The organism is Streptomyces sp. NPDC102279 (assembly GCF_044766365.1).
Lineage (GTDB): Bacteria > Actinomycetota > Actinomycetes > Streptomycetales > Streptomycetaceae > Streptomyces.
Window position 1 is genome coordinate 77,496 of record NZ_JBIWLU010000021.1, and the last position, 22,959, is coordinate 100,454.

Annotated in this window: 25 protein-coding genes; 8 read left to right on the forward strand and 17 right to left on the reverse strand. The window is 71.3% G+C overall.

What is annotated here, in order from left to right; translation table 11 throughout:
• Positions 1–95 precede the first annotated feature (95 nt).
• Together ACIRQH_RS38640 and ACIRQH_RS38645 are read right to left on the reverse strand one after the other, a co-directional pair.
• Complete coding sequence (locus tag ACIRQH_RS38640) at positions 96–827, reverse strand: SRPBCC domain-containing protein (RefSeq protein ID WP_388881340.1); 732 nt, start codon at positions 825–827, stop codon at positions 96–98.
• 19 nt (positions 828–846) lie between these two features.
• Positions 847–1,545 (reverse strand): ArsR/SmtB family transcription factor, encoded by a 699-nt coding sequence (locus ACIRQH_RS38645; protein WP_388881337.1) that lies wholly within the window; start codon positions 1,543–1,545, stop codon positions 847–849.
• 169 nt (positions 1,546–1,714) lie between these two features.
• Between ACIRQH_RS38645 and ACIRQH_RS38650 the strand changes: the two genes are divergently transcribed.
• Complete coding sequence (locus ACIRQH_RS38650; RefSeq protein WP_404230044.1) at positions 1,715–2,881, forward strand: YihY/virulence factor BrkB family protein; 1,167 nt, start codon at positions 1,715–1,717, stop codon at positions 2,879–2,881.
• Positions 2,882–3,288: 407 nt separating this feature from the next.
• Here the strand turns inward: ACIRQH_RS38650 and ACIRQH_RS38655 are convergent, their stop codons facing one another.
• Positions 3,289–3,942, reverse strand: a complete 654-nt coding sequence (locus ACIRQH_RS38655) for a DUF3618 domain-containing protein (RefSeq protein WP_404230047.1) — start codon at positions 3,940–3,942, stop codon at positions 3,289–3,291.
• Positions 3,943–4,703: 761 nt separating this feature from the next.
• On the opposite strand from ACIRQH_RS38655, the gene dapA reads away from it, so the two are divergent.
• Positions 4,704–5,663, forward strand: a complete 960-nt coding sequence (gene dapA / locus ACIRQH_RS38660; RefSeq protein WP_404230048.1) for a 4-hydroxy-tetrahydrodipicolinate synthase — start codon at positions 4,704–4,706, stop codon at positions 5,661–5,663.
• Here the strand turns inward: dapA and ACIRQH_RS38665 are convergent.
• Complete coding sequence (locus ACIRQH_RS38665) at positions 5,650–6,867, reverse strand: WD40 repeat domain-containing protein (protein ID WP_404230051.1); 1,218 nt, start codon at positions 6,865–6,867, stop codon at positions 5,650–5,652. The genes dapA and ACIRQH_RS38665 overlap by 14 nt on opposite strands.
• On the reverse strand, positions 6,864–7,421 hold the full coding sequence (locus ACIRQH_RS38670; protein ID WP_404230054.1) for a SigE family RNA polymerase sigma factor: 558 nt from the start codon (positions 7,419–7,421) through the stop codon (positions 6,864–6,866). Before ACIRQH_RS38670 ends, ACIRQH_RS38665 begins: the two co-directional genes overlap by 4 nt.
• Positions 7,422–7,616: 195 nt before the next feature.
• Between ACIRQH_RS38670 and ACIRQH_RS38675 the strand changes: the two genes are divergently transcribed.
• Positions 7,617–8,126 carry a hypothetical protein gene (locus tag ACIRQH_RS38675; protein WP_358822155.1) on the forward strand — a complete coding sequence of 170 codons (510 nt, stop codon included), beginning with the start codon at positions 7,617–7,619 and terminating at the stop codon, positions 8,124–8,126.
• A gap of 113 nt (positions 8,127–8,239) precedes the next feature.
• Here the strand turns inward: ACIRQH_RS38675 and dapD are convergent, their stop codons facing one another.
• From dapD to ACIRQH_RS38690, 3 genes are all read right to left on the reverse strand, one after another.
• Entirely contained in the window at positions 8,240–9,229 is a 990-nt protein-coding gene (gene dapD / locus ACIRQH_RS38680) for a 2,3,4,5-tetrahydropyridine-2,6-dicarboxylate N-succinyltransferase (RefSeq protein ID WP_358822154.1), read from the reverse strand.
• A 173-nt stretch (positions 9,230–9,402) separates the two neighbouring features.
• The gene (locus ACIRQH_RS38685; protein ID WP_358822153.1) at positions 9,403–9,939 is read right to left on the reverse strand and encodes a TetR family transcriptional regulator; all 537 of its coding nucleotides are present in this window, start codon (positions 9,937–9,939) and stop codon (positions 9,403–9,405) included.
• Positions 9,940–9,973: 34 nt separating this feature from the next.
• Positions 9,974–10,294, reverse strand: a complete 321-nt coding sequence (locus ACIRQH_RS38690) for a multidrug efflux SMR transporter (RefSeq protein ID WP_358822152.1) — start codon at positions 10,292–10,294, stop codon at positions 9,974–9,976.
• Positions 10,295–10,442: 148 nt separating this feature from the next.
• Between ACIRQH_RS38690 and ACIRQH_RS38695 the strand changes: the two genes are divergently transcribed.
• Positions 10,443–11,570, forward strand: coding sequence for an oxidoreductase (locus ACIRQH_RS38695; RefSeq protein WP_388934282.1), 1,128 nt, complete (start codon positions 10,443–10,445; stop codon positions 11,568–11,570).
• Between the two features lie 140 nt (positions 11,571–11,710).
• Here ACIRQH_RS38695 and ACIRQH_RS38700 read toward each other — a convergent pair whose 3' ends face one another.
• The 8 genes from ACIRQH_RS38700 to ACIRQH_RS38735 are packed head-to-tail and all read right to left on the reverse strand — an operon-like array spanning position 11,711 to position 18,338.
• A complete protein-coding gene (locus ACIRQH_RS38700; protein ID WP_081223759.1) occupies positions 11,711–12,064 on the reverse strand; it encodes a metal-sulfur cluster assembly factor in 354 nt (117 codons plus the stop codon).
• On the reverse strand, positions 12,061–12,534 hold the full coding sequence (gene sufU / locus ACIRQH_RS38705) for a Fe-S cluster assembly sulfur transfer protein SufU (RefSeq protein ID WP_388877548.1): 474 nt from the start codon (positions 12,532–12,534) through the stop codon (positions 12,061–12,063). Before sufU ends, ACIRQH_RS38700 begins: the two co-directional genes overlap by 4 nt.
• Before the next feature lie 16 nt (positions 12,535–12,550).
• Positions 12,551–13,807 (reverse strand): cysteine desulfurase, encoded by a 1,257-nt coding sequence (locus tag ACIRQH_RS38710; RefSeq protein WP_355876403.1) that lies wholly within the window; start codon positions 13,805–13,807, stop codon positions 12,551–12,553.
• The gene (gene sufC, locus ACIRQH_RS38715) at positions 13,804–14,589 is read right to left on the reverse strand and encodes a Fe-S cluster assembly ATPase SufC (protein ID WP_358822149.1); all 786 of its coding nucleotides are present in this window, start codon (positions 14,587–14,589) and stop codon (positions 13,804–13,806) included. Before sufC ends, ACIRQH_RS38710 begins: the two co-directional genes overlap by 4 nt.
• Before the next feature lie 7 nt (positions 14,590–14,596).
• Positions 14,597–14,935 (reverse strand): non-heme iron oxygenase ferredoxin subunit, encoded by a 339-nt coding sequence (locus ACIRQH_RS38720; protein WP_404230060.1) that lies wholly within the window; start codon positions 14,933–14,935, stop codon positions 14,597–14,599.
• Positions 14,935–16,116: a Fe-S cluster assembly protein SufD gene (sufD, locus tag ACIRQH_RS38725; protein ID WP_358822147.1), complete on the reverse strand. Its 1,182-nt coding sequence runs from the start codon at positions 16,114–16,116 to the stop codon at positions 14,935–14,937. Before sufD ends, ACIRQH_RS38720 begins: the two co-directional genes overlap by 1 nt.
• A gap of 60 nt (positions 16,117–16,176) precedes the next feature.
• Positions 16,177–17,598, reverse strand: a complete 1,422-nt coding sequence (gene sufB, locus ACIRQH_RS38730; RefSeq protein WP_358822146.1) for a Fe-S cluster assembly protein SufB — start codon at positions 17,596–17,598, stop codon at positions 16,177–16,179.
• Positions 17,595–18,338, reverse strand: a complete 744-nt coding sequence (locus ACIRQH_RS38735; protein ID WP_358822145.1) for a metalloregulator ArsR/SmtB family transcription factor — start codon at positions 18,336–18,338, stop codon at positions 17,595–17,597. The genes sufB and ACIRQH_RS38735 overlap by 4 nt, the downstream gene beginning before the upstream one ends.
• Positions 18,339–18,499: 161 nt before the next feature.
• Here ACIRQH_RS38735 and ACIRQH_RS38740 point away from each other — a divergent pair, with 161 nt between their 5' ends.
• From ACIRQH_RS38740 to ACIRQH_RS38755, 4 genes are all read left to right on the forward strand, one after another.
• Positions 18,500–19,342, forward strand: coding sequence for an aminoglycoside N(3)-acetyltransferase (locus ACIRQH_RS38740; protein ID WP_388934285.1), 843 nt, complete (start codon positions 18,500–18,502; stop codon positions 19,340–19,342).
• Between the two features lie 11 nt (positions 19,343–19,353).
• The gene (locus ACIRQH_RS38745) at positions 19,354–20,277 is read left to right on the forward strand and encodes an ABC transporter ATP-binding protein (protein ID WP_358822143.1); all 924 of its coding nucleotides are present in this window, start codon (positions 19,354–19,356) and stop codon (positions 20,275–20,277) included.
• A 142-nt stretch (positions 20,278–20,419) separates the two neighbouring features.
• The gene (locus ACIRQH_RS38750; RefSeq protein WP_358822161.1) at positions 20,420–21,136 is read left to right on the forward strand and encodes an ABC transporter permease; all 717 of its coding nucleotides are present in this window, start codon (positions 20,420–20,422) and stop codon (positions 21,134–21,136) included.
• A gap of 58 nt (positions 21,137–21,194) precedes the next feature.
• Positions 21,195–22,202, forward strand: coding sequence for a COX15/CtaA family protein (locus ACIRQH_RS38755; protein WP_358822142.1), 1,008 nt, complete (start codon positions 21,195–21,197; stop codon positions 22,200–22,202).
• On the opposite strand, the gene ACIRQH_RS38760 is transcribed toward ACIRQH_RS38755, so the two are convergent.
• The gene (locus ACIRQH_RS38760) at positions 22,189–22,956 is read right to left on the reverse strand and encodes a nucleotidyltransferase domain-containing protein (RefSeq protein WP_358822141.1); all 768 of its coding nucleotides are present in this window, start codon (positions 22,954–22,956) and stop codon (positions 22,189–22,191) included. The two genes, ACIRQH_RS38755 and ACIRQH_RS38760, sit on opposite strands and share 14 nt — an antisense overlap.
• Between the last annotated feature and the right edge of the window lie 3 nt (positions 22,957–22,959).

A 22,959-nucleotide genomic window follows, 5' to 3' on the forward strand; every position in this document is an offset into this window, starting at 1 on the left:
GAGCCCGGCCCCGTCGTCCGGGGGGCCGGGCTCTTCGCCGTCCGGAGGCCGTGCGCCGCGCGCCGGAGGCTGCGGGCCGGCCGGCCCGCAGCGGGTCAGCCGGTGAAGACGCCGTCCAGCCAGCCCTTCCAGGCGTGCTCGTCGGCCTTGGCGTCGGCGCCGGGCGCGAAGTCGTGGACGCTGATGCCGACCGGCGCGCCCCAGTGGTCGCGTCCGAAGAAGCGGATGAGGGCGTCGTCGGTGCGCAGGCCGACGAAGTACGGGTTGCGGTAGTCGACCACGGCGTCGAAGGCCTCTCCGCCCGGGCCCTGGGCGCGCACCGGGGTGCCCGCGGCGGTGTCGTCCGTGAGGCCGAGCGCCCGTCCCACCGCGGCGAAGGAACCGGCCGCCGTGGACGCGCCGGGTCCGTCGAAGGTGGCGAAGGCGACGGGACGGCCGGCGAAGCGGGTCACGTACTCGCGCAGGGTGTGCAGGTAGAAGTCGGTGTGCTTGCCGGCTCCGTCGTACTGGTTGTCCCAGTCGTCGGTGAAGATGCCACTGTGCACGTAGCGCACCCAGGAGCTGCGGCCCTCGCCCCGGGCCTCGATGGTGTGGTCGATCTGGTTGAGGCTCTGCCCCGGGAAGCCGACGTCCTCGGTGCGCACGCTCAGCCGGTGCGGCGGGTCCCAGGCGGTGATGGTGCTGCCGAAGGGCCCCGCGCCGCCCTCGCGGGCCTCGTACTCCATCGGCCAGAGCCAGCCGCCACTGCCGTCGGTGATCGCCTCCCACACCTGCTGGGGCGTGGCGTCCACCTCGTACTCGCGGGCGATCTCGAATTGCTGGGACATGGTGATGGCTCCTGGGTCGTCAGCGGGCGGTCTCGGGCCTCGCGGGGCCTTCGTCCACGGGGTCGGGTCCGGTCTCGGTGTCGGGCCCGGCGAGGGCTTCGGCTCCATCCGCGGTCACGGCGTCGGCCGCCGCTTCGGGACGGACCGTGGGGTGGACGGCGACGACGATCCGGTGCGGGCGCCCGCCTGCCGCGTCCCCGTCGTGGTACTTGCTGATGAGCGCGCCCACACCGGCCGTCAACTCCTCTATGAACGCGGCTCGTTCGGCGGCGGACGCGAAGGTCACCTCGCCGTCCAGGGCGTAGGTGGCCAGTCGCTTGCGGGCCTTGGTCGCGCCGGTGATCAGCATGCCCACGTCCCGGACGAGCCGGGCCCCGAGCGCGAGCAGCCAGCGGGCCGACAACTGGTCCCGGAATCGGTCCGGATCGGGCTGCACGGCGGCGAGCGCGAGCGGCGAGATGACGTACGACGCGGCGGTCGCGCGCATCAGCCGTTCGGTGACGTTGCCCTTGCGGCGCTCGCCCGCCAGCTCGACCAGGCCGTGCCGCTCCAGCGTCTTGAGGTGGTAGTTCACCTTCTGCCGGGGCAGTCCGACCTTGCCGGCCAGCATGGCTGCCGACGCGGGGCCGGCGGCCAGCTCGGCCAGCAACCGGGCCCGGATGGGGTCCAGCGAAACGGCGGCGGCCCCGGCGTCCTCGATCACGGTCACGTCCAACATGACTCCACTCTCCCACCGACTACTTTTTTTGTCCAGACGGGTGAAATGGTCGGTGGTTCGCCCGGGAACCCCTGTCCCCGGTCTCTCCGACCGCTCCCACGGGGGCACTCGTCGACTTCCGTGGGCTCCCGGGTGGCTTCAGCGGCGGGATTCGGGCAACCCGCCGGACATGGACGAGAAGCGACCGGAATCGAAGCAGCGAGCTCTTCCGGACACGGGGGCGGACGCGGACGCGGACGCGGACGCGGGCGCGGGCACGGACACCCGCACGGATCCACGCCCGGACCCCGGGACGGACACGGCGGGACGGGCCGACAAGGACGGCCCCGCCAGACTGACCGCACGATCGTGGTGGGCCGTGTCGTGGCGCACGGCGAAGGAGTTCCAGGACGACGAACTCTCGGACCGGGCAGCCGCGTTGACGTACTACGGCGTCCTGTCCCTGTTCCCCGCCCTCCTCGTTCTGGTGTCCCTGCTGGGCGTCATGGGCCAGCGCGTCACCAACCGCCTCCTCGACAACATCGGCGACCTGGCCCCCGGGCCCGTCCGCCAGATCCTGCAGGACGCGGTGACGCAGCTGGGTGACAGCGGCGGTACGGGCAGCGTGCTCGCGATCGTCGGACTCTGCGCGGCGCTGTGGTCCGCGTCCGGCTACGTCGGCGCCTTCATCCGCACCTCCAACGCGGTGTACGACCTGCCGGAGGGCCGCCCGGTCTGGAAGGTCACGCCCCTGCGGCTGGCGCTGACCGTCACGTTGATGCTGCTGCTCAGCGCGAGCGCGGTCATCGTCGTGTTCACCGGTCCCCTGGCCGAGCGCGCCGGCACCGCCATCGGGCTCGGCGACGCGGCGATCACGGTGTGGTCGGTCGCCAAGTGGCCCGTCCTGCTGGTGTTCGTCCAGCTGATGATCGCGCTGCTGTACTGGGCCGCCCCCAACGTCCATGGCCACGGCTTCCGTTGGTTCAGTCCGGGGAGCGTCATCGCCACCCTGATCTGGCTGGCCGCGTCCGCGGGCTTCGCCGTCTACGCCGCCGGCTTCGCCTCGTACAACAAGACGTACGGGGCTCTCGCGGGCGCCATCATCTTCCTGGTGTGGCTGTGGCTCACCAACCTGGCCATCCTGCTGGGCCTGGAGTTCGACGCGGAACTCGCCCGCCAGCGGGCCATCGGCAGCGACGGCCGGCTGCCCACCGAGGAGCCCTACGTCGAACCGCGCGACACCCGTAAGTGGCCCCCGCGCCTGCGGGCCCTGCGGGCCGCCCGGGAAAAGGTGGACACGGGTGTCGTCCCGCTCGGCAAGGGCGGCCCTGAACGGGACGCAGCCGGGAGGGCGTGACGCCTCCGGGCCCAGCGACGCACAGCCGCGGGTCGGCACCACGCCGGCCCGCGGATCCATGGGGCCGCGGGTGTCCACGGGTCCATGCGTCCGCGGGTCCATGGGTCCACGGGTGTCCACGGGTCCATGCGTCCGCGGGTCCATGGGTCCGCGGGTGTCCGCGGGTCCATGCGTCCGCGGGTGTCCACGGGGCCGCGGGTGGTCGATGGGGCTGCAGCTGGTCGATGGCGCCGCCTCCGCCCACCGGCCGCCCATCACCCACCGCCCTCAAACCTCCGCCCTCGCCCTCCGGCTGCCGGCTGCCGGCTGCCGGAGCCCGGACAAGCGCGCGGGGCAGACGTGATGCGGCGGCGAACCGGAGTCCGGTTCGCCGCCGCATCGCTCCCCTCCAGCCCCTCAGGCGGTGGTCAACGGCGCCCTCGACGACCGTTGTGCCGCCTGCGGAGCAGGCTCACGGCGAGCACCGCACCGGCGCCCGCGCTCGCGAAGAGCGCCGGGCGGGGGGTGCGGCGCCCGGCCTCGACGACCGAAGTGGCCACGGTGCGCAGCGGCTCCGGGACACTGTCCTGAACATTCCGACCGGCCTCGACGGCCTTCTCCTGGGCCACCCGACCCGCCCGGGCCGCCCTGTCCTGGACGACGTCCCCCGCCTGGACCGCCTTGTCCCGCACCGCGTGTCCGGCCTCCACGGCACCCTCCTGCGCGGCCTGGCCGGCCTCGGTCGCCGTGTCCTTCATCCGGACCGTGACCGTGTCGGCCTGCTCCTTGAGTTCGGCCGCGTGGGCCCGGGCGCGGGACGTGACGTCCTTCCCGGCCTCCGGCTCCTTCGCCTCGGCGTCGAGCCGGCTCCTGGTCCGTTCGATCTGGCGCCGCAGTTCCTCCGGGCCGTCGGCGCCCGTGGCGCCGGCCGGGCCGATCGTGCCGGCCGGGCCGATCGTGCCGGCCGGGCCGATCGTGCCGGCCGGGCCGGCGGACCTCCCCACGCCGCCGGCCGCCCCCGTGACCGGGGTACCCGCGGCGTCCGGGCCCGTGACCGCGCCCTTCCCGTCGTTCTCCGTCATCGGTGTGCCCTTTCCTCGAACTGGTCGTGGTCGTTGGGGTCCTGACATCGCCGGGCATGCGCGCGGAGCGGACCGGCGGCGACCGCCGTGACGTCAACCGCCCTCGCCCACCGCGGCATCGGCCTCCCCCGAGTGGGCACGGTTCGCGCCCACAGGGGCGTCGGCTTCGTCCACGCGGAGGGCGGCGGCGTCCACGCGGGCGGCGCCGGAGAGGGCGCGGCGGCTCCCATCACGGACCCGGTCGGCGACCCGGCAGGGCCGTCGCCGGACGCGGCGCCGAGCGGCCGGCCGCCGCGTCCGGCACATCCGGGCCGCCCCGCCGACTCGTGCCCGGCGGGGCCCGCTTCCTGCCGTACCGGCGAGCGCGGGACACGAGCGGTCCGGCCCGTGGGACCGTCCACGGACGGCCACCCGTGCCTGCTCGGCACGGGGTTGCGGTCCAGGGTCCTTGCCACGGTCGTCCCGCCTCCTCTCGCTCGCGGGGGCTCGGGTACCCGGAGCGGGCCGCGCTACCCCTGCGGACCCCGATCTTCGACTCCGGCCAACCGGCCCTGGAAACAGTCGAGTCGGGCCCGAGGCAGAGCGGCCTCCGCGACCAGCCGACGGCCGATGACGCCCCGGTTCGGCACCAGCGCCCGGACGTCACAGGAACGGCCCCGACGCCTCACCCGCATCACCCTCCCCATTGATTAGCATTCATTGCCGATACCTCGTAGAAGAATTAAGTGGAGCTTCACCATCGAGCGTCCGACACTCCTTCCATGAACGATCCGACGACCACTCCCCCGACCCTCGCCGCCACTCCTCTCCCGGCGACCCTCCCGCCGTCCCGGCCGGACACCCCTTTCGGGCGGGCCCTCTGCGCGATGGTCACGCCCTTCACCGACGCGGGCGCACTGGACGTCGACGGCGCGCAGCGGCTCGCCGAACGGCTGGTGGCCGGAGGCTGCGAAGGCCTGGTCCTCTCCGGGACGACGGGAGAGTCGCCGACGACCACGGACGCCGAGAAGGCCACGCTCGTGCGCGCGGTGCGGGAGGCCGTCGGTGGCCGGGCGTCGATCGTCGCGGGGGTGGGGACCGCCGACACCCGGCACACGGTGGAGCTGGCGCTGGCGGCCGAGAAGGCGGGCGCGGACGGCCTGTTGGTGGTCGCGCCGTACTACAGCAGGCCCCCGCAGGACGCGGTCGCGGAGCACTTCCGGGAGATCGCGGACGCATCGGGCCTGCCTCTCGTGCTGTACGACATCCCGGGGCGCACCGGCACCCGGATCGAACCGGAGACGATGATCCGGCTGGCCGGTCACCCGCGGATCGTGGCGGTCAAGGACTGCGCGTACGACCTCCTCGGCACCCAGAAGGTGCTGGCTCGGACGGAGTTGGCGTACTACGCGGGCTGCGACGAGCAGGTGCTCCCCCTCTACGCACTCGGCGCGGCCGGATGCGTCAGCACCGTCGCGAACGTGGTGCCGCGTCAGTTCCGTTCACTGCTGGACCTGTTCGACGCCGGTGACACCCCCGGCGCGGCCCGCCTCCAGCGGCGACTGCTCCCGCTGATCGACCGCATGATGTCGGCGGGCCTGCCGGGCGCGGTCACGGCGAAGTCGCTCCTCGACCGCCTCGGCCTGCCCGCGGGCCCTCTCCGCCCCCCGCTGCGCCCCGCCGACCGTGAGACGGCCGACGGGCTGCTTGCCACGTATCGGCAACTGGTCAGCGCGTGCTGAAGACAGGGTTCCAGCGACCCGGATAGTCGGCGCTGGCCTTACGGAAGTCGCTCAGTGGTACGACCTTGTCCGTACCGATGGTGACCAGCAGCAGCTGGTTGTGGAACTCCCCCTTGCCAGAGCATCGCTTGGGGTCGCAGCCCCACGCGATGAGCCGCTTGTCGTCGGCCCAGGACAGGAGTTGCTGTACCGGCACGGTGTCCACCTGCTTGCCGGTGCGCGGGTCCATGATCGCGGCGGCGACGACCGGACCGCGGCCGGCGAAGTCACCGGCGGCGAGCTTCCCGTTGGGCGAGAGACCGGCCTCCACGGAGACGGAGACCTTTTCGTCCGCGGGCCAGGCGGCCTTCTCGCCGTTCAGGCCGTAGTACTGGCGGAAGGGCTTCACCGGAGTGTTCGTGTGGACGAGCGTGCCGTCGTGGCTCCAGCCGAAGTCCTCGCGGGAGTTCCCCGGCCATCCCGACTCGTCCGTCTCGTACGGCGCTTCGTGCCAGTCCGCCTTGCCCGACTCCACGTCCACGACCGCGAACCCGGTACGGCTCGGCACGGGCCCGGGAATGTCCTTGCCGTTCACGTTCTGCCGATGGTCCGCGAAGCCGCGGTCGGGGTTCTTCGCATAGGTCGTCGCCACGAGCTTCTTGCCGTCCGGCGAGAAGGCGACGCCGGCGACACCCCGGTCCACCGTGATCCATCGGTCGACCTTTCCGGTGATCAGGTCGAGCAGCCCGATGCGCTTGGCCGGCAGTTCACCCTCCAGCACCGCGGCGGTGCGGGAGCCGGGCGCGACGTCCAGGAAGGCCCACTTGGCCTTCTTGTAGGTGCCCGACTTCTGGTCGAGGAGCCCGTACCGGCGCGCGAAGACGTTGTCACCGTTCGGCTGGTGAACGGTCTTGGTGATGTAGAAGGCGGAGAGCACCGTGTTCCCGGCCGCGATCAGGGTCTTGGGCGGCGACTGGTCCGGGTGGCCGATGATGTCGCTCTTGTTCATCTCGCTCGCCGGCCGGACGTCGTCCCCTCCCCCAATAAGGCGGGGTACGCCCACCGCGACGGCGATCGCGGCGACGGTGGCCACGGCGACGGACGCGATCCTGCCGGTGCGGCGGCGCCGTACGGCCAGGACGCGTTCGGCGAAGTACGGGGGTGCGGGCACGCTGTCCGCGGCCTGCTCGCGGAAGGCGGCGGCCACCAGTTCATCGACGTTCACGGACGCACCTCCACGGGCGAGTTGTGGCGGGACGGCTGCTGCTCTGCCCCGGCCGGGCCCAGCGCCGCGAGTGCGGGCGCGAGGGTGCGCAGCCGAGCCAGTGAGCGGTGCGTCGTGGACCGTACGGTCCCCACGGAGCACCCCAGGATCCGGGCCACGTCGGCCTCCGGAAGGTCCTCGAAATAGCGCAGGACGAGCACGGTGCGCTGCCGGACGGTCAGCCGGGCCAGCGCTCCCCGCATCACGAGGCGCAGTTCGGCGGCGGACGCCGCGTCCGTTGCGGTGCTCGCCTCGGGCGTCTCGGCGACGCTCAGTTCGCGCCGCGGCCACTTCAGCCGCCAGCGGCTGATCTGCTGCCGGTAGAGCACCCGGCGTACGTACGCCTCCGGTTCCTCGACCCGGTTCCAGTGGCCCGCCACCTTGATCAGCGCGTTCTGCAGCAGGTCCTCGGCGGTGTGCCGGTCGCCGCCGCTGAGGAGCACGGCCGTCTTCAGCAGCGCGGACGACCGGCTCGCCACGAACTCCTTGAAACTCTCCTGCGCTGCGGCATCCATCGTCACCTTCTCTTCCCCGGCGGGCGCTGCACCCGTCCCCTGTGCTCCCTGTGACGCGCGTGGCCGCCCGTCACTATGCCTCCGCCGGGCGAGAATTTCCCGGGCCCCCGGCGGCGGGGGTTCGTGGTGGGACCGCGGCGGCGCGGGACGTGGAATTCCCGAGGCCTGGCGGCGTCCCTGTCGTACCGTGTCGAGGTGAGCCGCCCCCTGCTGTTCCTCGACGTCGACGGTCCCCTCAACCCGTACGCGGCCCAGAAGGAGCGCCGGCCCGAGGGATACACGACGATCCGGGTGGCCCTGGAACCGGGCCGGCCACTGCGTGTCTGGCTGCACCCCGGCCACGGCAGCGTGCTCCTCGGCCTCGGCTACGACCTGTGCTGGGCGACCACGTGGATGGACGCCGCCAACCGCTGGATCGCTCCCGTCGTCGGCCTTCCCGAACTCCCCTACGTCGACTTCACGGGCGCCCTGTTCGTCGAGCGCCCCGACGGCGTCCACTGGAAGACGGAACGCATCGTGGAGTACGCGGCCGGCCGGCCCTTCGCCTGGGTGGACGACGAACAGAGCCCGGCGGACGACGACTTCGTGTCCGTCCGCCATCCCACGCCCGCGCTCCTGCGGCACGTGAACCCCCGACTGGGTCTGCGCGCGGGCGACTTCGACGCCCTGAGGGAGTTCGCCGCCACCCTGGCCGCCGAGGCGTAGGAGACCGGGCACGGGACCGGGTGACCCCCGGACGCGGTCGAGGCCCTCCCGCGACGACGGGAGGGCCTCGACCGCACATCAGGCGGCACCGGCATGGAGCCGGTGACCGGTCGTCAGTTGTGGCTGTGCAGAACCTCGTTCAGGCCGCCCCACACCGCGTTGTTCGGGCGGGCCTCGACCTTGCCGGTGACCGAGTTGCGGCGGAACAGGATGTTCGAGGCGCCGGACAGCTCGCGGGCCTTGACGATCTCACCGTCGGGCATCGTCACGCGCGTGCCGGCCGTGACGTACAGCCCGGCCTCGACGACGCACTCGTCGCCGAGCGCGATGCCGACTCCGGCCTCCGCACCGACGAGGCAGCGCTCGCCGATGGTGATGCGGACGTTGCCGCCGCCGGACAGGGTGCCCATGGTGGACGCGCCGCCGCCGATGTCCGAGCCGTTGCCGACCACGACACCGGCCGAGATGCGGCCCTCGACCATGGAGGTGCCGAGCGTGCCCGCGTTGAAGTTCACGAAGCCCTCGTGCATGACCGTCGTGCCCTCGGCGAGGTGCGCGCCGAGGCGGACCCGGTCGGCGTCGGCGATCCGGACGCCCTTCGGCGCGACGTAGTCCGTCATGCGCGGGAACTTGTCGATGGAGGTCACCTGGAGGTGCAGGCCGCCGGCGCGGGCGTTCAGCCGGACCTTCTCGATGTCGTCGACGGCGACGGGGCCGAGCGAGGTCCACGCGACGTTGGTGAGCAGGCCGAACAGGCCGTCCAGGTTCTGGCCGTGCGGCTTGACCAGGCGGTGCGAGAGGAGGTGCAGGCGCAGGTAGGCGTCGTGCGCGTCGAGCGGCTTGTCGTCGAGGGACGCGATGACCGTACGGACCGCGACCACCTCGACGCCGCGACGGGCGTCCGGGCCGATCGCCTGGGCGGCGCCCTCGCCGAGCAGTTCGACGGCCCGCTCGGCGGACAGCCGCTCGGTGCCTGCCGGGCCGGGCTCGGCGGACAGTTCGGGCGCGGGGAACCAGGTGTCGAGAACGGTGCCGTCGGCGGTGAGGGTGGCGAGCCCGGCGGCGACGGCGCCGGTGGTACGAGAAGCAGTCGTGTCGGTCATGGGTGAAACCTAACGTGGCGCGGGCCGCCCGGGCGAACCGGTGCGCGGGGCGTCTCCGTTACCGGGCGCCCCAAAGGCACCGCGACCGCACCCGCCGCCGAGCACCCGTCGGCCGGCAGTCGGCCGGCCCGGCAGGACTCCCCGCGGTCCGAGCCCGTTCGGCCCGCCTCCGCTCACGGCAGGACCCGCGCCAGCACCTCCCGCGCGTACCCCTCCTCGTACGCCGTGCCGGTCAGCAGGACCTGGAGGCAGATGCCGTCCAGCAGGGCGACGAGGGCGCGCGCGGTCACCGGATCCGTGCGGCGGGACAGCGGTTCGACGAGGCTGTCGATCCACTCGGCGGCGACCGGGCGCAGGGCGGGCCGGCGAAGGGCGGCGAGGTACAGCTCGTACTCCAGCTCCACGCCCGTGCGGTCGCCCGCCAGCCACTCGCCGATCAGCCCGGCGAGTTCGACGGCCAGGTCGGTGCGGGTGTCCTCCAGGGCACCGCGCGCCGCGAGCACCTTGGCGAAGCCCTCGTTCGCCTGGCGCAGCGCGGCGACGAGGAGTTCGTCGAGGGTCTTGAAGTGGTAGGTGGTGGAGCCGAGCGGCACATCGGCCTCGGCGGCGGCGGAGCGATGACTGAGCCCCGCGATGCCCTTGGCCCCGACGACGCGGATCGCCGCGTCGATGATCCGCTGCCGCCGCTCCGGGTCGTACCGCCGCGCCATCAGTGGCCGCCGTCCGCGGGTCTGCGGGCGGCCATCAGTGCGCCCCGCCCAGGTTGAGCAGGACGACCCCGCCGATGATCAACACGATGCCGGCGGCCTTCGCGGCCGTGAGCCCCTCGCCGAGGAACAGCGCGCCGATCGCGGCGATGGCGGCGGTGCCGACGCCGGCCCAGATCGCGTAGGCCGTGCCGACGGAGACGGTCTTCAGGGTCTGGGCCAGCAGCGCGAAGGCGACGACGTACCCGAGGACGGTCAGCAGCGAGGGCCAGAGCCTGCTGAAGCCCTCCGTGTACTTCATCGCGGTGGTCGCGCCGACCTCCGCCGCGATGGCTCCCGCGAGCAGTACGTATCCCATGCGTACAAGGGTACACATCGATGCGTACGACCGTACACATGTCGGGTCCATCAATCCCATGGGCGCCGCGCGCACCAGCGGATATCGTTCGCGATCACAGTGGGGGGCGGAGTCGCCAGGACTCCCGGGACGATGGAGCGCACGAGGTATGTCGGACAGATCCGGGTGGGGGCCGCAGGGGCCGCAGGGAACGTATTTCGGTGCGCCGGGCGGCTGGGGCTGGACGCCACCGCCACCACCGCCCAAGCCGGGCGTGATACCGCTGGCTCCGCTGGGGGTGGACAAGGTCCTGAGCGGCGCCTTCATCACGATGGGCCGCTACGCGAAGCCGTTGTTCGGGGTTGCCGGCCCGGTCTACCTGGGACTCGGGATCCTCCTGGCCGGCGCCGGGACCTTCGCGTACAGCGCGGTGGCGGACCACGTCCACCGGCTCACCGAGGCGCACGGCACGGCGCACTGGTCGGACGTCAGGCCCCTGCTGGTGGCGTTCGGCCTCGTCTGGGCCCTCGCCGTGGTGACGATGCCGCTGGCCAACGCCGTGGTGCAGACGGCCTGCGTGGCGACCCTGCACGAGGCGGTGCTCGGCCGGCGCGCCCGGGTCGCCGCGGTGTGGCGGCGCACGCGGCAGCGGATCCCGTCGGTGCTCGGCGTGACGGTCCTGTCGGGCCTGGCCGTGCTGCTCCCCGTCGTCGTGGGCGTGGTGCTCCTCGTCGTCACGATCGCCCTGTCGGCCGGCTCGTCGCTGCCCGTCGTGGTCTTCTTCCTGTTCGGGCCTGTCGCCGCCGCGGCGGCGGTGTGGCTGTACGTGCTGTTCTCGTTCGCCCCCGCTGCCGCCGTCCTGGAGGACGCCTCGCCCGTGACGGCGATGCGGCGGTCCGTCCGGCTGGTGCGCGGGGCCTGGTGGCGCACGTTCGGCGTCTCGCTGCTCGGCCTGGTCATCGTGACGACGCTGGCATCGCTGGTGCGGATGCCGTTCATGTTCACGATGCCGCTCTTCTCCTCCTACGATCCCGCGGCGGCGCCTCCGGCGGACGCCGCGGAACTGTTCGACGACGTGCTGCCCGAGCTGTTGCCCTATCTGGCGGTCACTCTGGCCACGACGTTCCTCACCCAGCTCCTGTCGGCCGTGTTCCAGCCGCTGGTGACGACCCTGCTCTACATCGACCGGCGCATCCGCCGGGAGGGCCTCGCGGACATCCTGGCGCGCGTGGCCGCCACACCGAGCGCTCCCGCCGCTCCCGCCGCTCCGGGTGCCCCCGGCCCGGACGGCCCGTGACTTCCCCGGGGAGCGCCCCGGGACAGGGGTCCGTGAAACGCGCGAGGGGGCGACACCCGAAGGTGTCGCCCCCTGCGAAGTACCGGAGTAACCGGGGCCTACGAGGTACCGGAGTACCGGACCTACGAGGTACCGGAGTCTCAGACGTTGAAGCCGAGCGCCCGGAGCTGCTCGCGGCCGTCGTCCGTGATCTTGTCCGGGCCCCACGGCGGCATCCAGACCCAGTTGATGCGCAGTTCGTTGACGAGGCCGTCCGTGGCGGACTTGGCCTGGTCCTCGATGACGTCGGTGAGCGGACAGGCCGCCGACGTCAGGGTCATGTCGATCGTCGCGATGTTCGCGTCGTCGATGTGGATGCCGTAGATGAGGCCGAGGTTGACGACGTCGATGCCCAGCTCGGGGTCGACGACGTCGTACAGCGCCTCGCGGACTTCCTCCTCCGAGGCCGGCTTCGTCGTCAGGCTCTCGCCCGATGTCACAGTGTTCTCGCTCATGCCGTCTTCCTCACAGCCTTCTCCGGCTCGTCGCCCAGCGCCTGGGCCGTCGCGTCCTTCCACGCCATCCAGCTCAGGAGGGCGCACTTGACCCGAGCCGGGTACTTGGAGACACCGGCGAACGCGACCGCGTCCTCCAGCACCTCCTCCATGGCGTCGTCGGGCTCGATCCGGCCCTTGGACTGCATCAGCTCCAGGAAGGTCTCCTGGATCTTCTGCGCGTCGGTGAGTTCCTTGCCGACGAGGAGGTCGTTCAGTACGGAGGCCGAGGCCTGACTGATCGAGCAGCCCTGACCCTCGTACGAGATGTCCTCGATCCGCTCGCCGTCGTACTTCACCCGCAGCGTGATCTCGTCACCGCAGGTGGGATTGACGTGGTGCACCTCGGCGTCGCCGTCCCGGAGACCGCGCCCGTGCGGGTGCTTGTAGTGGTCCAGGATGACTTCCTGGTACATCGAATCCAGCTTCACGTTCTCAGCCAGCCCCTCAGCCGAAGAAGTTCCGTACGTGCTCCAGACCGTCGACCAGAGCGTCGATCTCGGCCGGCGTGGAGTACAGGTAGAACGACGCTCGCGTGGTCGCAGGAATTCCGTACCGCAGGCAGACCGGACGGGCGCAGTGGTGACCGACCCGGACCGCGATGCCCTGCTCGTCGAGGACCTGGCCCACGTCGTGCGGGTGGATGTCGCCCAGCGTGAACGAGATCGCCGCGCCGCGGTCCTCGGCCGTGGTGGGGCCGATGATCCGCAGTCCGGGGACGTCCGCGAGCCGCTTCACCGCGTACTCGGTGAGGGCGTGCTCGTGGGCGAGGATCTTGTCCATGCCGATGGACGAGAGGTAGTCGATCGCCGCGCCGAGACCGACCGCCTGCGCGATCGGCGGTGTGCCCGCCTCGAACTTGTGCGGCGCCGGCGCGTACGTCGACGAGTGCATCGACACGGTCTCGATCATCTCGCCGCCGCCGAGGAACGGCGGGAGGTCCTCGAGGAGCTCCTGTCGTCCCCACAGGACGCCGATGCCGGTCGGGCCGCACATCTTGTGGCCGGTGAAGGCCACGAAGTCGGCCTGGAGGGCCTGCACGTCGAGCGGCATGTGCGGGGCGGCCTGCGACGCGTCGATGAGGACCAGCGCACCGACCTCCTGGGCGCGGCGCACTATCGCCTCGACCGGGTTCACGGTGCCCAGGATGTTCGACACCAGCACGAAGGAGACGATCTTCGTCTTCTCCGTGATGACCTCGTCGATGTTCGACAGGTCGAGACGGCCGTCGTCGGTGAGGCCGAACCACTTCAGCTTCGCGCCGGTGCGCTGCGAGAGCAGCTGCCACGGAACGATGTTGGAGTGGTGCTCCATCTCCGTGATGACGATCTCGGTCTCGTGGTCGACACGGTAGGGCTCGTCGGCCCAGCCGAGCATGTTGGCCACGAGGTTGAGCGACTCGGAGGCGTTCTTGGTGAAGATCACCTCGTCGCGGCTCGGGGCATTGATGAACGCGGCGACCTTGTCGCGCGCGCCCTCGTACAGCGCCGTGGCCTCCTCGGCGAGCACATGCACACCGCGGTGGACGTTGGCGTTGTAGCGCTCGTAGTACTCGTTCAGGGCGTCCAGGACCTGGCGCGGCTTCTGCGAGGTCGCCGCGTTGTCCAGGTACACCAGCTTCCTGCCGTCGTGGACCTGTCGGTCCAGGATGGGGAAGTCCTTGCGGATCGCCTCGGTGTCGAGGAGGCCCGGCAGCTGTGTCACGCGGATACGCCACCCTTCGCGTCGGCTGCGTCCTGCTTCGCGTAGGACTCGTAGCCCTCGTTCTCCAGCTTGTCGGCGAGCTCGGCGCCACCGGACTCGACGATACGGCCGCCGGAGAAGACGTGGACGAAGTCGGGCTTGATGTAGCGCAGGATGCGCGTGTAGTGGGTGATGAGCAGGGTGCCCACGTCGCCCGACTCACGGACGCGGTTGACGCCCTCGGAGACGACGCGCAGGGCGTCGACGTCGAGGCCGGAGTCGGTCTCGTCGAGGATCGCGATCTTCGGCTTGAGCAGCTCCAGCTGGAGGATCTCGTGGCGCTTCTTCTCACCGCCGGAGAAGCCCTCGTTGACGTTGCGCTCGGCGAAGGAGGGGTCCATGGAGAGACGCTCCATGGTCTCCTTGACCTCCTTCACCCACGTCCGCAGCTTGGGGGCCTCGCCGCGGACGGCGGTGGCGGAGGTGCGCAGGAAGTTCGAGACGGAGACACCGGGGATCTCGACCGGGTACTGCATCGCCAGGAACAGGCCGGCGCGGGCGCGCTCGTCGACGGACATCTCCAGGACGTCCTCGCCGTCGAGCGTGACGGTGCCGCCGGTGATCGTGTACTTGGGGTGACCCGCGAGCGAGTAGGCGAGGGTCGACTTGCCCGAGCCGTTGGGGCCCATGATGGCGTGCGTCTCGCCCTGCTTCACGGTCAGGTCGACGCCCTTGAGGATCTCCTTCGTGGCGTTGTCGGCCTCGACGGTGACGTGCAGGTCGTGGATTTCAAGCGTTGCCATGGGTTCCTCAGGACTCCTGGTTGAGGGAGACGAGCACGTCGTCCCCTTCGATCTGTACGGGGTATACGGGGACGGGGCGCGTCGCGGGAAGGCCGGACGGCTTGCCGGTGCGGAGGTCGAAGGCGGAGCCGTGCAGCCAGCACTCGATCTGACAGTCCTCCACCTCGCCCTCGGAGAGCGAGACGTTCGCGTGCGAGCAGATGTCGTTGATCGCGAACACCTCCCCCTCGGTCTTCACGACCGAGACCGGCGTGCCGTCGAGTTCCACCCGTTTCGGGGTGTCCTCCTCCAGCTCGCTCAGCCCACAGGCCCGAACAAAGCGGGCACGGTCGAAGGTGCCGGGCATCAGAGCGACGCCTCCAGCTCCTCGTCGATCTTCGCGAGAAGGCGCTCTTCGATGTCGTCGACGCCGATCTGCTGGACCAGTTCGGCGAAGAAGCCGCGGACCACCAGACGGCGGGCCTCCTCGGCCGGGATGCCGCGGGCCATCAGGTAGAAGAGCTGCTCGTCGTCGAAGCGGCCGGTCGCGGAGGCGTGGCCGGCGCCGACGATCTCACCGGTCTCGATCTCCAGGTTCGGCACCGAGTCGACCCGGGCGCCGTCGGTCAGAACCAGGTTGCGGTTCATCTCGTACGTGTCCGTGCCCTCGGCCTTGGCCTCGATGAGGACATCGCCGATCCACACCGCGTGGGCGCCCTCACCCTGCAGCGCGCCCTTGTACATGACGTTGGACTTGCAGTGCGGGGTGTTGTGGTCGACCAGGAGACGGTGCTCCTGGTGCTGGCCGGCGTCGGTGAAGTAGAGGCCGAACAGCTCGGCCTCGCCACCGGTGCCGGCGTAGGCGATCCGCGGGTGCAGCCGGACGAGGTCGCCGCCGAAGGTCAGCACGAAGGACTTGAAGGTCGCGTCCCGCCCGATGAGGGCATTGTGCTGGCCCACGTGCACGGCACGGTCGTCCCAGTCCTGGACGGAGACGACGGTCAGCTTGGCGCCGTCGCCGAGGATGTACTCGACGTTGGCGGCGAGGACCGCGTCACCGGTGTGGTCGATGACGACGACGGCCTCGGCGAAGGCTCCGAGCTCGACGACCTGGTGGCCGTAGGCGGTGCCCCCCTCGCCGTGCACGACGATGCGGATCGGCTCGGTGAGGACCGTCTCCTTGGGGACGGTCACGACGGAGGCCGTCTCGAAGGACGCGTAGGCCTGCGCGGCCACGCGGTCCACGGGCGTGCCCGCCCTGCCGAGCCGCTCGTCGTCACGGCCGACGGTCTCCACGGTGACGCCGTCGGGGGTGCCGATGGCGACCTTCACGGCGCCGGCGGTGGCGACCGCCGTGCCGTCGTGCAGCCCGCGCAGGCGCTCCAGCGGGGTGAACCGCCACTCCTCCTCGCGGCCGTGGGGGACGGGGAAGTCCGCCACGTCGAAGGAGGGGGGCGCGCTCATGCGCGTGGCGACGGTCGACTCGGCGGCCACCGCGATCTGGCCGGCGGTGGTGGATCCCACCGGGATGTTAAGGGCCTCAGCCATGGCTGTCGGTCTGCTCTCTTCCTACGTCAGGTTTCGCTGGCTGCTGGTGAGGAGGGCGGTCTAGCCGACCGAGCCCTCCATCTGCAGCTCGATCAGCCGGTTGAGCTCGAGGGCGTACTCCATGGGGAGTTCCTTGGCGATGGGCTCGACGAAGCCGCGCACGATCATCGCCATCGCCTCGAACTCCGTCAGACCACGGCTCATCAGGTAGAAGAGCTGGTCCTCGGAGACCTTGGAGACGGTCGCCTCGTGGCCCATGGACACGTCGTCCTCGCGGACGTCCACGTAGGGGTAGGTGTCCGAGCGGGAGATGGTGTCGACGAGCAGCGCGTCGCACAGCACGTTCGACTTGGAGCCGTGGGCGCCCTCACCGATCTCGACGAGGCCGCGGTAGGACGTACGGCCGCCACCGCGCGCCACCGACTTCGACACGATGTTCGAGGAGGTGTTCGGCGCCATGTGGACCATCTTGGAGCCGGCGTCCTGGTGCTGGCCCTCGCCCGCGAAGGCGATGGACAGGGTCTCGCCCTTGGCGTGCTCGCCCATCAGGTAGACGGCCGGGTACTTCATGGTGACCTTGGAGCCGATGTTGCCGTCGATCCACTCCATGGTCGCGCCCTCGTACGCCACGGCGCGCTTGGTGACCAGGTTGTAGACGTTGTTCGACCAGTTCTGGATGGTCGTGTAGCGGCAGCGGGCGCCCTTCTTCACGATGATCTCGACCACCGCGGAGTGCAGGGAGTCCGACTTGTAGATCGGCGCCGTGCAGCCCTCGACGTAATGGACGTAGGCGTCCTCGTCGACGATGATCAGCGTCCGCTCGAACTGGCCCATGTTCTCCGTGTTGATACGGAAGTAGGCCTGGAGCGGGATCTCGACGTGCACGCCCTTCGGCACGTAGATGAAGGAGCCGCCGGACCACACCGCGCTGTTCAGCGACGCGAACTTGTTGTCGCCGACCGGGATGACCGTGCCGAAGTACTCCTTGAAGAGCTCCGGGTGCGTCTTGAGAGCGGTGTCGGTGTCCAGGAAGATGACGCCCTGCTCCTCCAGGTCCTCGCGGATCTGGTGGTAGACGACCTCGGACTCGTACTGCGCGGCCACACCGGCGACGAGGCGCTGCTTCTCCGCCTCCGGGATGCCGAGCCTGTCGTACGTGTTCTTGATGTCCTCGGGCAGGTCCTCCCAGGACTCCGCCTGCTTCTCCGTGGAGCGCACGAAGTACTTGATGTTGTCGAAGTCGATGCCCGACAGGTCCGAACCCCAGTTGGGCATGGGCTTCTTCTCGAAGAGGCGCAGGCCCTTGAGGCGGAGCTTGGTCATCCACTCCGGCTCGTTCTTCTTGCCGGAGATGTCACGGACGACGTCCTCGTTGATGCCGCGCTTGGCAGAGGCGCCGGCCGTGTCGGAGTCGGCCCAGCCGTATTCGTACTTGCCCAGGCCCTCGAGTTCGGGGTGAGCAGTCTCCGTGGGGAGCGTCATGCGGGGTTCCTCCCGGCCGTGCTTGCAGATGCGTTATGAGCTGTGTGGGAAATCTTGGGGATGAACGTCGTGCACACACCGTCGCCGTGGGCGATGGTGGCCAGCCGCTGCACGTGCGTGCCGAGCAGCTGGGAGAAGAACTCCGTCTCCGCCTCGCACAGCTGCGGGAACCGCTCGGCGACATGAGCGACCGGGCAGTGGTGCTGGCAGAGCTGCTCCCCGACCGGTGCGCTGCGCGCCGTAGCAGCGTACCCGTCGGCGCTCAGCGCCCTGGCCAGGGCTTCGGTGCGCTCCTCGGGCGGCGCGGCCTCGATGACCTCGCGGTAGACCTCGGCCTGTGCGGCGATCCGGGCGCGGGCGAAGGACAGGATGGCCTCGTCGCCGCCCTCGCGCTCGGCGATCCAGCGCAGGGCGTCCTCGGCGAGCTTGTCGTAGGACTGGTCGAAGGCGTCCCGGCCGCAGTCGGTCAGGGCGAACACCTTGGCGGGGCGGCCGCGCGTACGCGCTCCGTAGACCCGCTGCTCGCGCGGCTGCACGACATCGTCGGCGACGAGCGCGTCGAGGTGACGGCGCACGGCGGCCTGGGTCAGTCCCAGCCGGCCCGCGAGGTCGGTCACGGTCGACGGGCCGTGGTCCAGGATGGACCGCGCGACCCGGTTGCGCGTCGAGCGCTCTCCGGTCGCGAGCTCCTCCTGCCGGGCCCCCGTGGGGGTCTCCCGAGCCTCGCCAACGTATTTCACAACACCATTGTTGCGTAATTCCTCAGAGCCTGACAACCCACCCCCTGCGCGGTGGACGGTGCGCTGCATCACTTAGGTATACCTAAACTGACCTGCGCGAACGATCTTTGATCGATCAATTCGGTGGCGCCGTGACCGCCTCTCGGGGAGACTCCGGAACCATGTCGACACCCCCTCCGACCGGCCCACTCGTCACCCGGGACAGCCTGGCCGCGGACCTGCGCACCCTCGGTGTACGGGCGGGCGAGACGCTCCTCGTGCACACCTCGCTCAGTTCCCTCGGATGGGTCAACGGCGGGCCCGTCACCCTCGTCCAGGGACTGCTCGACGCGCTCGGCCGGGACGGAACGCTGGTGGTGCCGACGCAGTCCGGCGACCTCTCGGACCCGGCCCTGTGGAGCAATCCGCCGGTTCCCGAGGACTGGTGGCCGACCATCCGGGCGACCATGCCCGTCTACGACCCCCGGGTGACGCCCTCCCGCGGCGTCGGGGTGATACCCGAGACCGTCCGGACCTGGCCCGGCGCCCTGCGCAGCGCCCACCCCGAGACCTCGTTCGCGGCATTGGGCCCGGGCGCGGCGCGGATCGTCGAGGGGCACGCCCCCGACTGCCGGCTCGGCGAGCGCAGTCCGCTGGCGCGCCTGGAGGCCGGCGGCGCCCGCGTCCTCCTCCTCGGCGCGGGCTACGACACGTGCACCAGCTTCCACCTGGCCGAGTACCGGGTGCCCTCGCCCGTCGTCGAGGTCGGACGCCCGTCGGCCGAGGGCTGGCGGACGGTGCGCGAGGTGTCGATCACCTCCGAGCTCTTCGCGGAGCTGGGCGCCGACTTCGAACGGGACCGTCCGGTCGTCCGGGGCACCGTGGGCGCGGCCGCCGCACGGCTGTTCCCGGTGGCCGACGCGGTGGCGTACGCGGAGCGCTGGCTCCCGCTGCACCGGCCGCGCGACCTGTACGTCGAGGTCGCCTCCGCCCCCGGCGGTTCCGGGTCGCGGCGGCGTCCCTAGACTTGCGCCTCATGCGAAGCGAGCCCGTGGTCCAGGTCCAGGCCCTGGTGAAGCGGTACGGAACGAAGACCGCGGTGGACGGCCTCGACCTGGTGGCCACGGCGGGCGTCACCGCCGTACTCGGACCCAACGGCGCCGGCAAGACGACCACGGTCGAGACCTGCGAGGGGTACCGGAAACCGGACTCCGGCACGGTACGCGTCCTCGGCCTCGACCCGGTCGGACAGTCCGGGCAGCTGCACACCCGCATCGGCGTGATGCTCCAGTCCGGCGGCGTCTACTCGGGCGCCCGCGCGGACGAGATGCTCCGCCACGTCGCGAAGCTGCACGCCCACCCGCTGGACGTGGACGCGCTCATCGAGCGGCTCGGCCTGGAGGGCTGCGGGCGCACGACGTACCGGCGGCTGTCGGGCGGCCAGCAGCAGCGCCTCGCGCTCGCCATGGCGGTCGTGGGGCGGCCCGAGCTGGTCTTCCTCGACGAGCCGACAGCGGGCCTCGACCCGCAGGCCCGCCGCGCCACCTGGGACCTCGTGCGCGACCTGCGGTCGGACGGCGTCTCCGTCATCCTCACCACCCACTACATGGACGAGGCCGAGCAGCTCGCCGACGACGTCGCGATCATCGACGCCGGCAAGGTCATCGCCCAGGGCTCGCCCGAGGCGCTGTGCCGCGGCGGCGCCGAGAACACCCTGCGCTTCAGCGGCCGGCCCGGACTCGACGTGGGCTCCCTGCTCAAGGCCCTCCCGGCGGACTGCACGGCGGCCGAGCTGACCCCGGGCGCCTACCGGATCGGCGGCAAGGTCGACCCCCAGCTGCTGGCGACGGTGACGTCCTGGTGCGCCCAGCACGGCGTGATGCCGGAGAAGATCTCGGTGGAACGCCACACGCTCGAGGACGTCTTTCTGGAGCTGACCGGCAAGGAGCTGCGTTCGTGAACAGGAGCCCACAGCACGACGGCCGGGGGTCCGGGGCCTGTCCCCCGGGACGGCACAGCCTGGAGATGACCGGCAAGGAGCTGCGTTCGTGACCACCGCCGGTACGTACACCCCGAAGCCGGAGGCCGCACCGCTGCCCCGGATGATCGGCGCGCAGGCCGCGCTGGAGACGAAGATGCTGCTCCGCAACGGCGAGCAGCTCCTCCTGACGGTCGTCATCCCGACCCTGCTGCTCGTGCTGTTCAGCACGGTCGACATCGTCGACACCGGCGCGGGCGAGGCGGTCGACTTCCTCACGCCGGGCATCCTGGCGCTCGCCGTGATGTCCACCGCGTTCACCGGACAGGCGATCGCCACGGGCTTCGAGCGGCGCTACGGCGTCCTGAAGCGGCTGGCGGCCTCTCCGCTCCCCCGCTGGGGCCTGATGACCGCGAAGACGGCGTCGGTGCTGGTCACGGAGATCCTCCAGGTGATTCTGCTGACCGTGATCGCCTTCGCGCTGGGCTGGTCACCGCACGGCAACCCGCTCGCCGTGCTCCTCCTGCTGGTCCTCGGCACGGCGGCCTTCTCGGGCCTCGGACTGCTGATGGCGGGCACCCTCAAGGCCGAGGCGACGCTGGCCGCGGCCAACCTGGTGTTCCTGCTGTTCCTGGTGGGCGGCGGGGTGATCGTGCCGATGGACAAGTTCCCGGCCGGCGTCCAGGACGTACTGGGCCTGCTGCCCATCTCGGCGCTCTCCGACGGGCTGCGGGACGTGCTCCAGCACGGTGCCTCGATGCCCTGGGCCGACCTCGGGATCCTGGCCGTCTGGGGGGTCGTGGGGCTCGGCGCCGCCGGGAAGTTCTTCCGCTGGGAGTAATCGGGTGGACTCCGGTGAACCGGACCCTCGTGAAAGCGTGCACAAGCGGCCCCCTACGATGGTGCGCGTGCCGAACCTGACCCGAGCCGACGCCCTCAGCGCGGTGCGCAACCCGCTCGCCCTCATCGCCGAACGCTGGACCCCGACGACCCGCACGGTGCGGCGCGCGGCGCTCGCCGCGCTCGTCATGTCGGTCGTCATCGTGGTGACCGGCGGTGCCGTCCGGCTCACCGGCTCCGGCCTCGGCTGCCCGACCTGGCCCAAGTGCACCGACGACTCGCTCACGGCGACCAGCGCGATGGGCTTTCACGGCGCCATCGAGTTCGGCAACCGCATGCTGACGTACGTGCTGTGCGCGGCCGTCGGGTGGGCGATCATCGCCGCACGCTCGCAGAAGCCGTGGCGGCGTGGCCTGACCCGGCTCGGCTGGGCGCAGTTCTGGATCGTCATGAGCAACGCGGTGCTCGGCGGCATCGTCGTCCTGGTCGGCCTGAACCCCTACACGGTCGCCGCCCACTTCCTGCTGTCCACCGCCCTGATCACGGTCGCCGCGCTCATGTGGCAGCGCACCCGCGAGGGCGACGGGGAACCGCGTCCGCTGGTCGGCAAGTCGGTGCAGCAGCTCGTGTGGTTCCTGGTCGTCGCGGCCGTCCTGCTCATCGCGGTCGGCACGGTCGTCACCGGTGCGGGTCCGCACGCGGGCGACTCGAGCGAGGTCGACCGGATGCACGTGACCTGGGAGAACGTCGCCAAGCTGCACGCCGTGCTGGCGTGGATCGTGGTGACGCTGACGTTCGCGCTCTGGTTCGTCCTCAAGGCGGTCGACGCGCCCCGCGGTCCGCTGCACCGCACCCGGGACCTCTTCCTGATCCTGCTCTCCCAGGGGGTCATCGGCTACGTGCAGTACTTCACCGACCTGCCCGAGGCCCTGGTCGCCCTCCACATGCTGGGCTCCTGCCTGGTGTGGATCGGGGTCATGCGCGTCCTGCTGGCCCTGCGCGAACGCCCGGAGATCGTGGCGGACGTCCCCGGTCCGGCGACGGAATCGGCCCTCACGCGCGCGTAGCGGTGCCGTAGGCCGCCACCAGCGAGTCGATGGCGGGCCCCAGGTAGCTCCTCGTGCGTTCGGCCCGGCGGTCCGTCCAGGCCGGGGCGGCCGGCGCGGGCTCCTCGTAGCGGCGTCGCGTGATGTCGTCGACGACGTCCTGTGGCGCCCCGAGTCCGGGGAGCAGGTCGAGTGCCTCCCGCTTGGTGATCAGCCGCCCCTCCCGCAGCGTGGCCGTCGCCCGCGCGTGCGTGATCGTGCCCAGGTCGACCCACACGTCCTGCCGCCACAGCCGGGCCTTGTCCACGGCGGGGCGCCAGAACTCCTTCTGGTCCCTGACGACGAAGGCGCGCAGCTCGCTCCCCGGAACGGGCGGCAGCAGCCCCTCCGGCGGCCTGCCGTGCAGGACGCGGCCGAAGGTGTGCAGCTCGCAGCGGGTGACCGGGGTGACGGGCCGGCGCATCGGGCCGTCGTGCGCCCAGGTGAGATGCGACCGCCCGGCGCCGGCCGCCGTCGCGGGTGTCAGGTAGCTGCAGTGCAGCTTGCGGGCCAGTGGCTCCTCGGCCCGGAGCCGGCGATGCAGCCCGACCAGCGCCCGGGCGGTGGACAGCCGGAACGCGTCCTCCTCCAGTACGGCGATCAGATCGAGGTCGCTGCGTCCCTCGCGGTAGTCGCCGCCGGCCAGCGAGCCGTGCGCCCAGACGGCGACCGGGTCCAAGGCGCCCAGCCCGCCGAGGAAACGGTCGAGCAGACGGGCCGTGGCTTCGTCGGTCATCCG

Bases quoted from the DNA above. Each gene is read 5' to 3' on its own strand.
- ACIRQH_RS38755 (WP_358822142.1), top strand. From the start codon at position 21,195: ATGGTGCGCGTGCCGAACCTGACCCGAGCCGACGCCCTCAGCGCGGTG.
- sufC (WP_358822149.1), bottom strand. From the start codon at position 14,589: ATGGCAACGCTTGAAATCCACGACCTGCACGTCACCGTCGAGGCCGAC.
- ACIRQH_RS38695 (WP_388934282.1), top strand. From the start codon at position 10,443: ATGTCGGACAGATCCGGGTGGGGGCCGCAGGGGCCGCAGGGAACGTAT.
- ACIRQH_RS38650 (WP_404230044.1), top strand. From the start codon at position 1,715: ATGGACGAGAAGCGACCGGAATCGAAGCAGCGAGCTCTTCCGGACACG.
- ACIRQH_RS38760 (WP_358822141.1), bottom strand. From the start codon at position 22,956: ATGACCGACGAAGCCACGGCCCGTCTGCTCGACCGTTTCCTCGGCGGG.
- ACIRQH_RS38700 (WP_081223759.1), bottom strand. From the start codon at position 12,064: ATGAGCGAGAACACTGTGACATCGGGCGAGAGCCTGACGACGAAGCCG.
- ACIRQH_RS38670 (WP_404230054.1), bottom strand. From the start codon at position 7,421: ATGGATGCCGCAGCGCAGGAGAGTTTCAAGGAGTTCGTGGCGAGCCGG.
- sufD (WP_358822147.1), bottom strand. From the start codon at position 16,116: ATGGCTGAGGCCCTTAACATCCCGGTGGGATCCACCACCGCCGGCCAG.
- ACIRQH_RS38685 (WP_358822153.1), bottom strand. From the start codon at position 9,939: ATGGCGCGGCGGTACGACCCGGAGCGGCGGCAGCGGATCATCGACGCG.
- ACIRQH_RS38690 (WP_358822152.1), bottom strand. From the start codon at position 10,294: ATGGGATACGTACTGCTCGCGGGAGCCATCGCGGCGGAGGTCGGCGCG.
- ACIRQH_RS38645 (WP_388881337.1), bottom strand. From the start codon at position 1,545: ATGTTGGACGTGACCGTGATCGAGGACGCCGGGGCCGCCGCCGTTTCG.
- ACIRQH_RS38655 (WP_404230047.1), bottom strand. From the start codon at position 3,942: ATGACGGAGAACGACGGGAAGGGCGCGGTCACGGGCCCGGACGCCGCG.
- ACIRQH_RS38740 (WP_388934285.1), top strand. From the start codon at position 18,500: ATGTCGACACCCCCTCCGACCGGCCCACTCGTCACCCGGGACAGCCTG.
- sufB (WP_358822146.1), bottom strand. From the start codon at position 17,598: ATGACGCTCCCCACGGAGACTGCTCACCCCGAACTCGAGGGCCTGGGC.
- ACIRQH_RS38750 (WP_358822161.1), top strand. From the start codon at position 20,420: ATGATCGGCGCGCAGGCCGCGCTGGAGACGAAGATGCTGCTCCGCAAC.
- ACIRQH_RS38720 (WP_404230060.1), bottom strand. From the start codon at position 14,935: ATGCCCGGCACCTTCGACCGTGCCCGCTTTGTTCGGGCCTGTGGGCTG.
- ACIRQH_RS38745 (WP_358822143.1), top strand. From the start codon at position 19,354: ATGCGAAGCGAGCCCGTGGTCCAGGTCCAGGCCCTGGTGAAGCGGTAC.
- dapA (WP_404230048.1), top strand. From the start codon at position 4,704: ATGAACGATCCGACGACCACTCCCCCGACCCTCGCCGCCACTCCTCTC.
- dapD (WP_358822154.1), bottom strand. From the start codon at position 9,229: ATGACCGACACGACTGCTTCTCGTACCACCGGCGCCGTCGCCGCCGGG.
- ACIRQH_RS38640 (WP_388881340.1), bottom strand. From the start codon at position 827: ATGTCCCAGCAATTCGAGATCGCCCGCGAGTACGAGGTGGACGCCACG.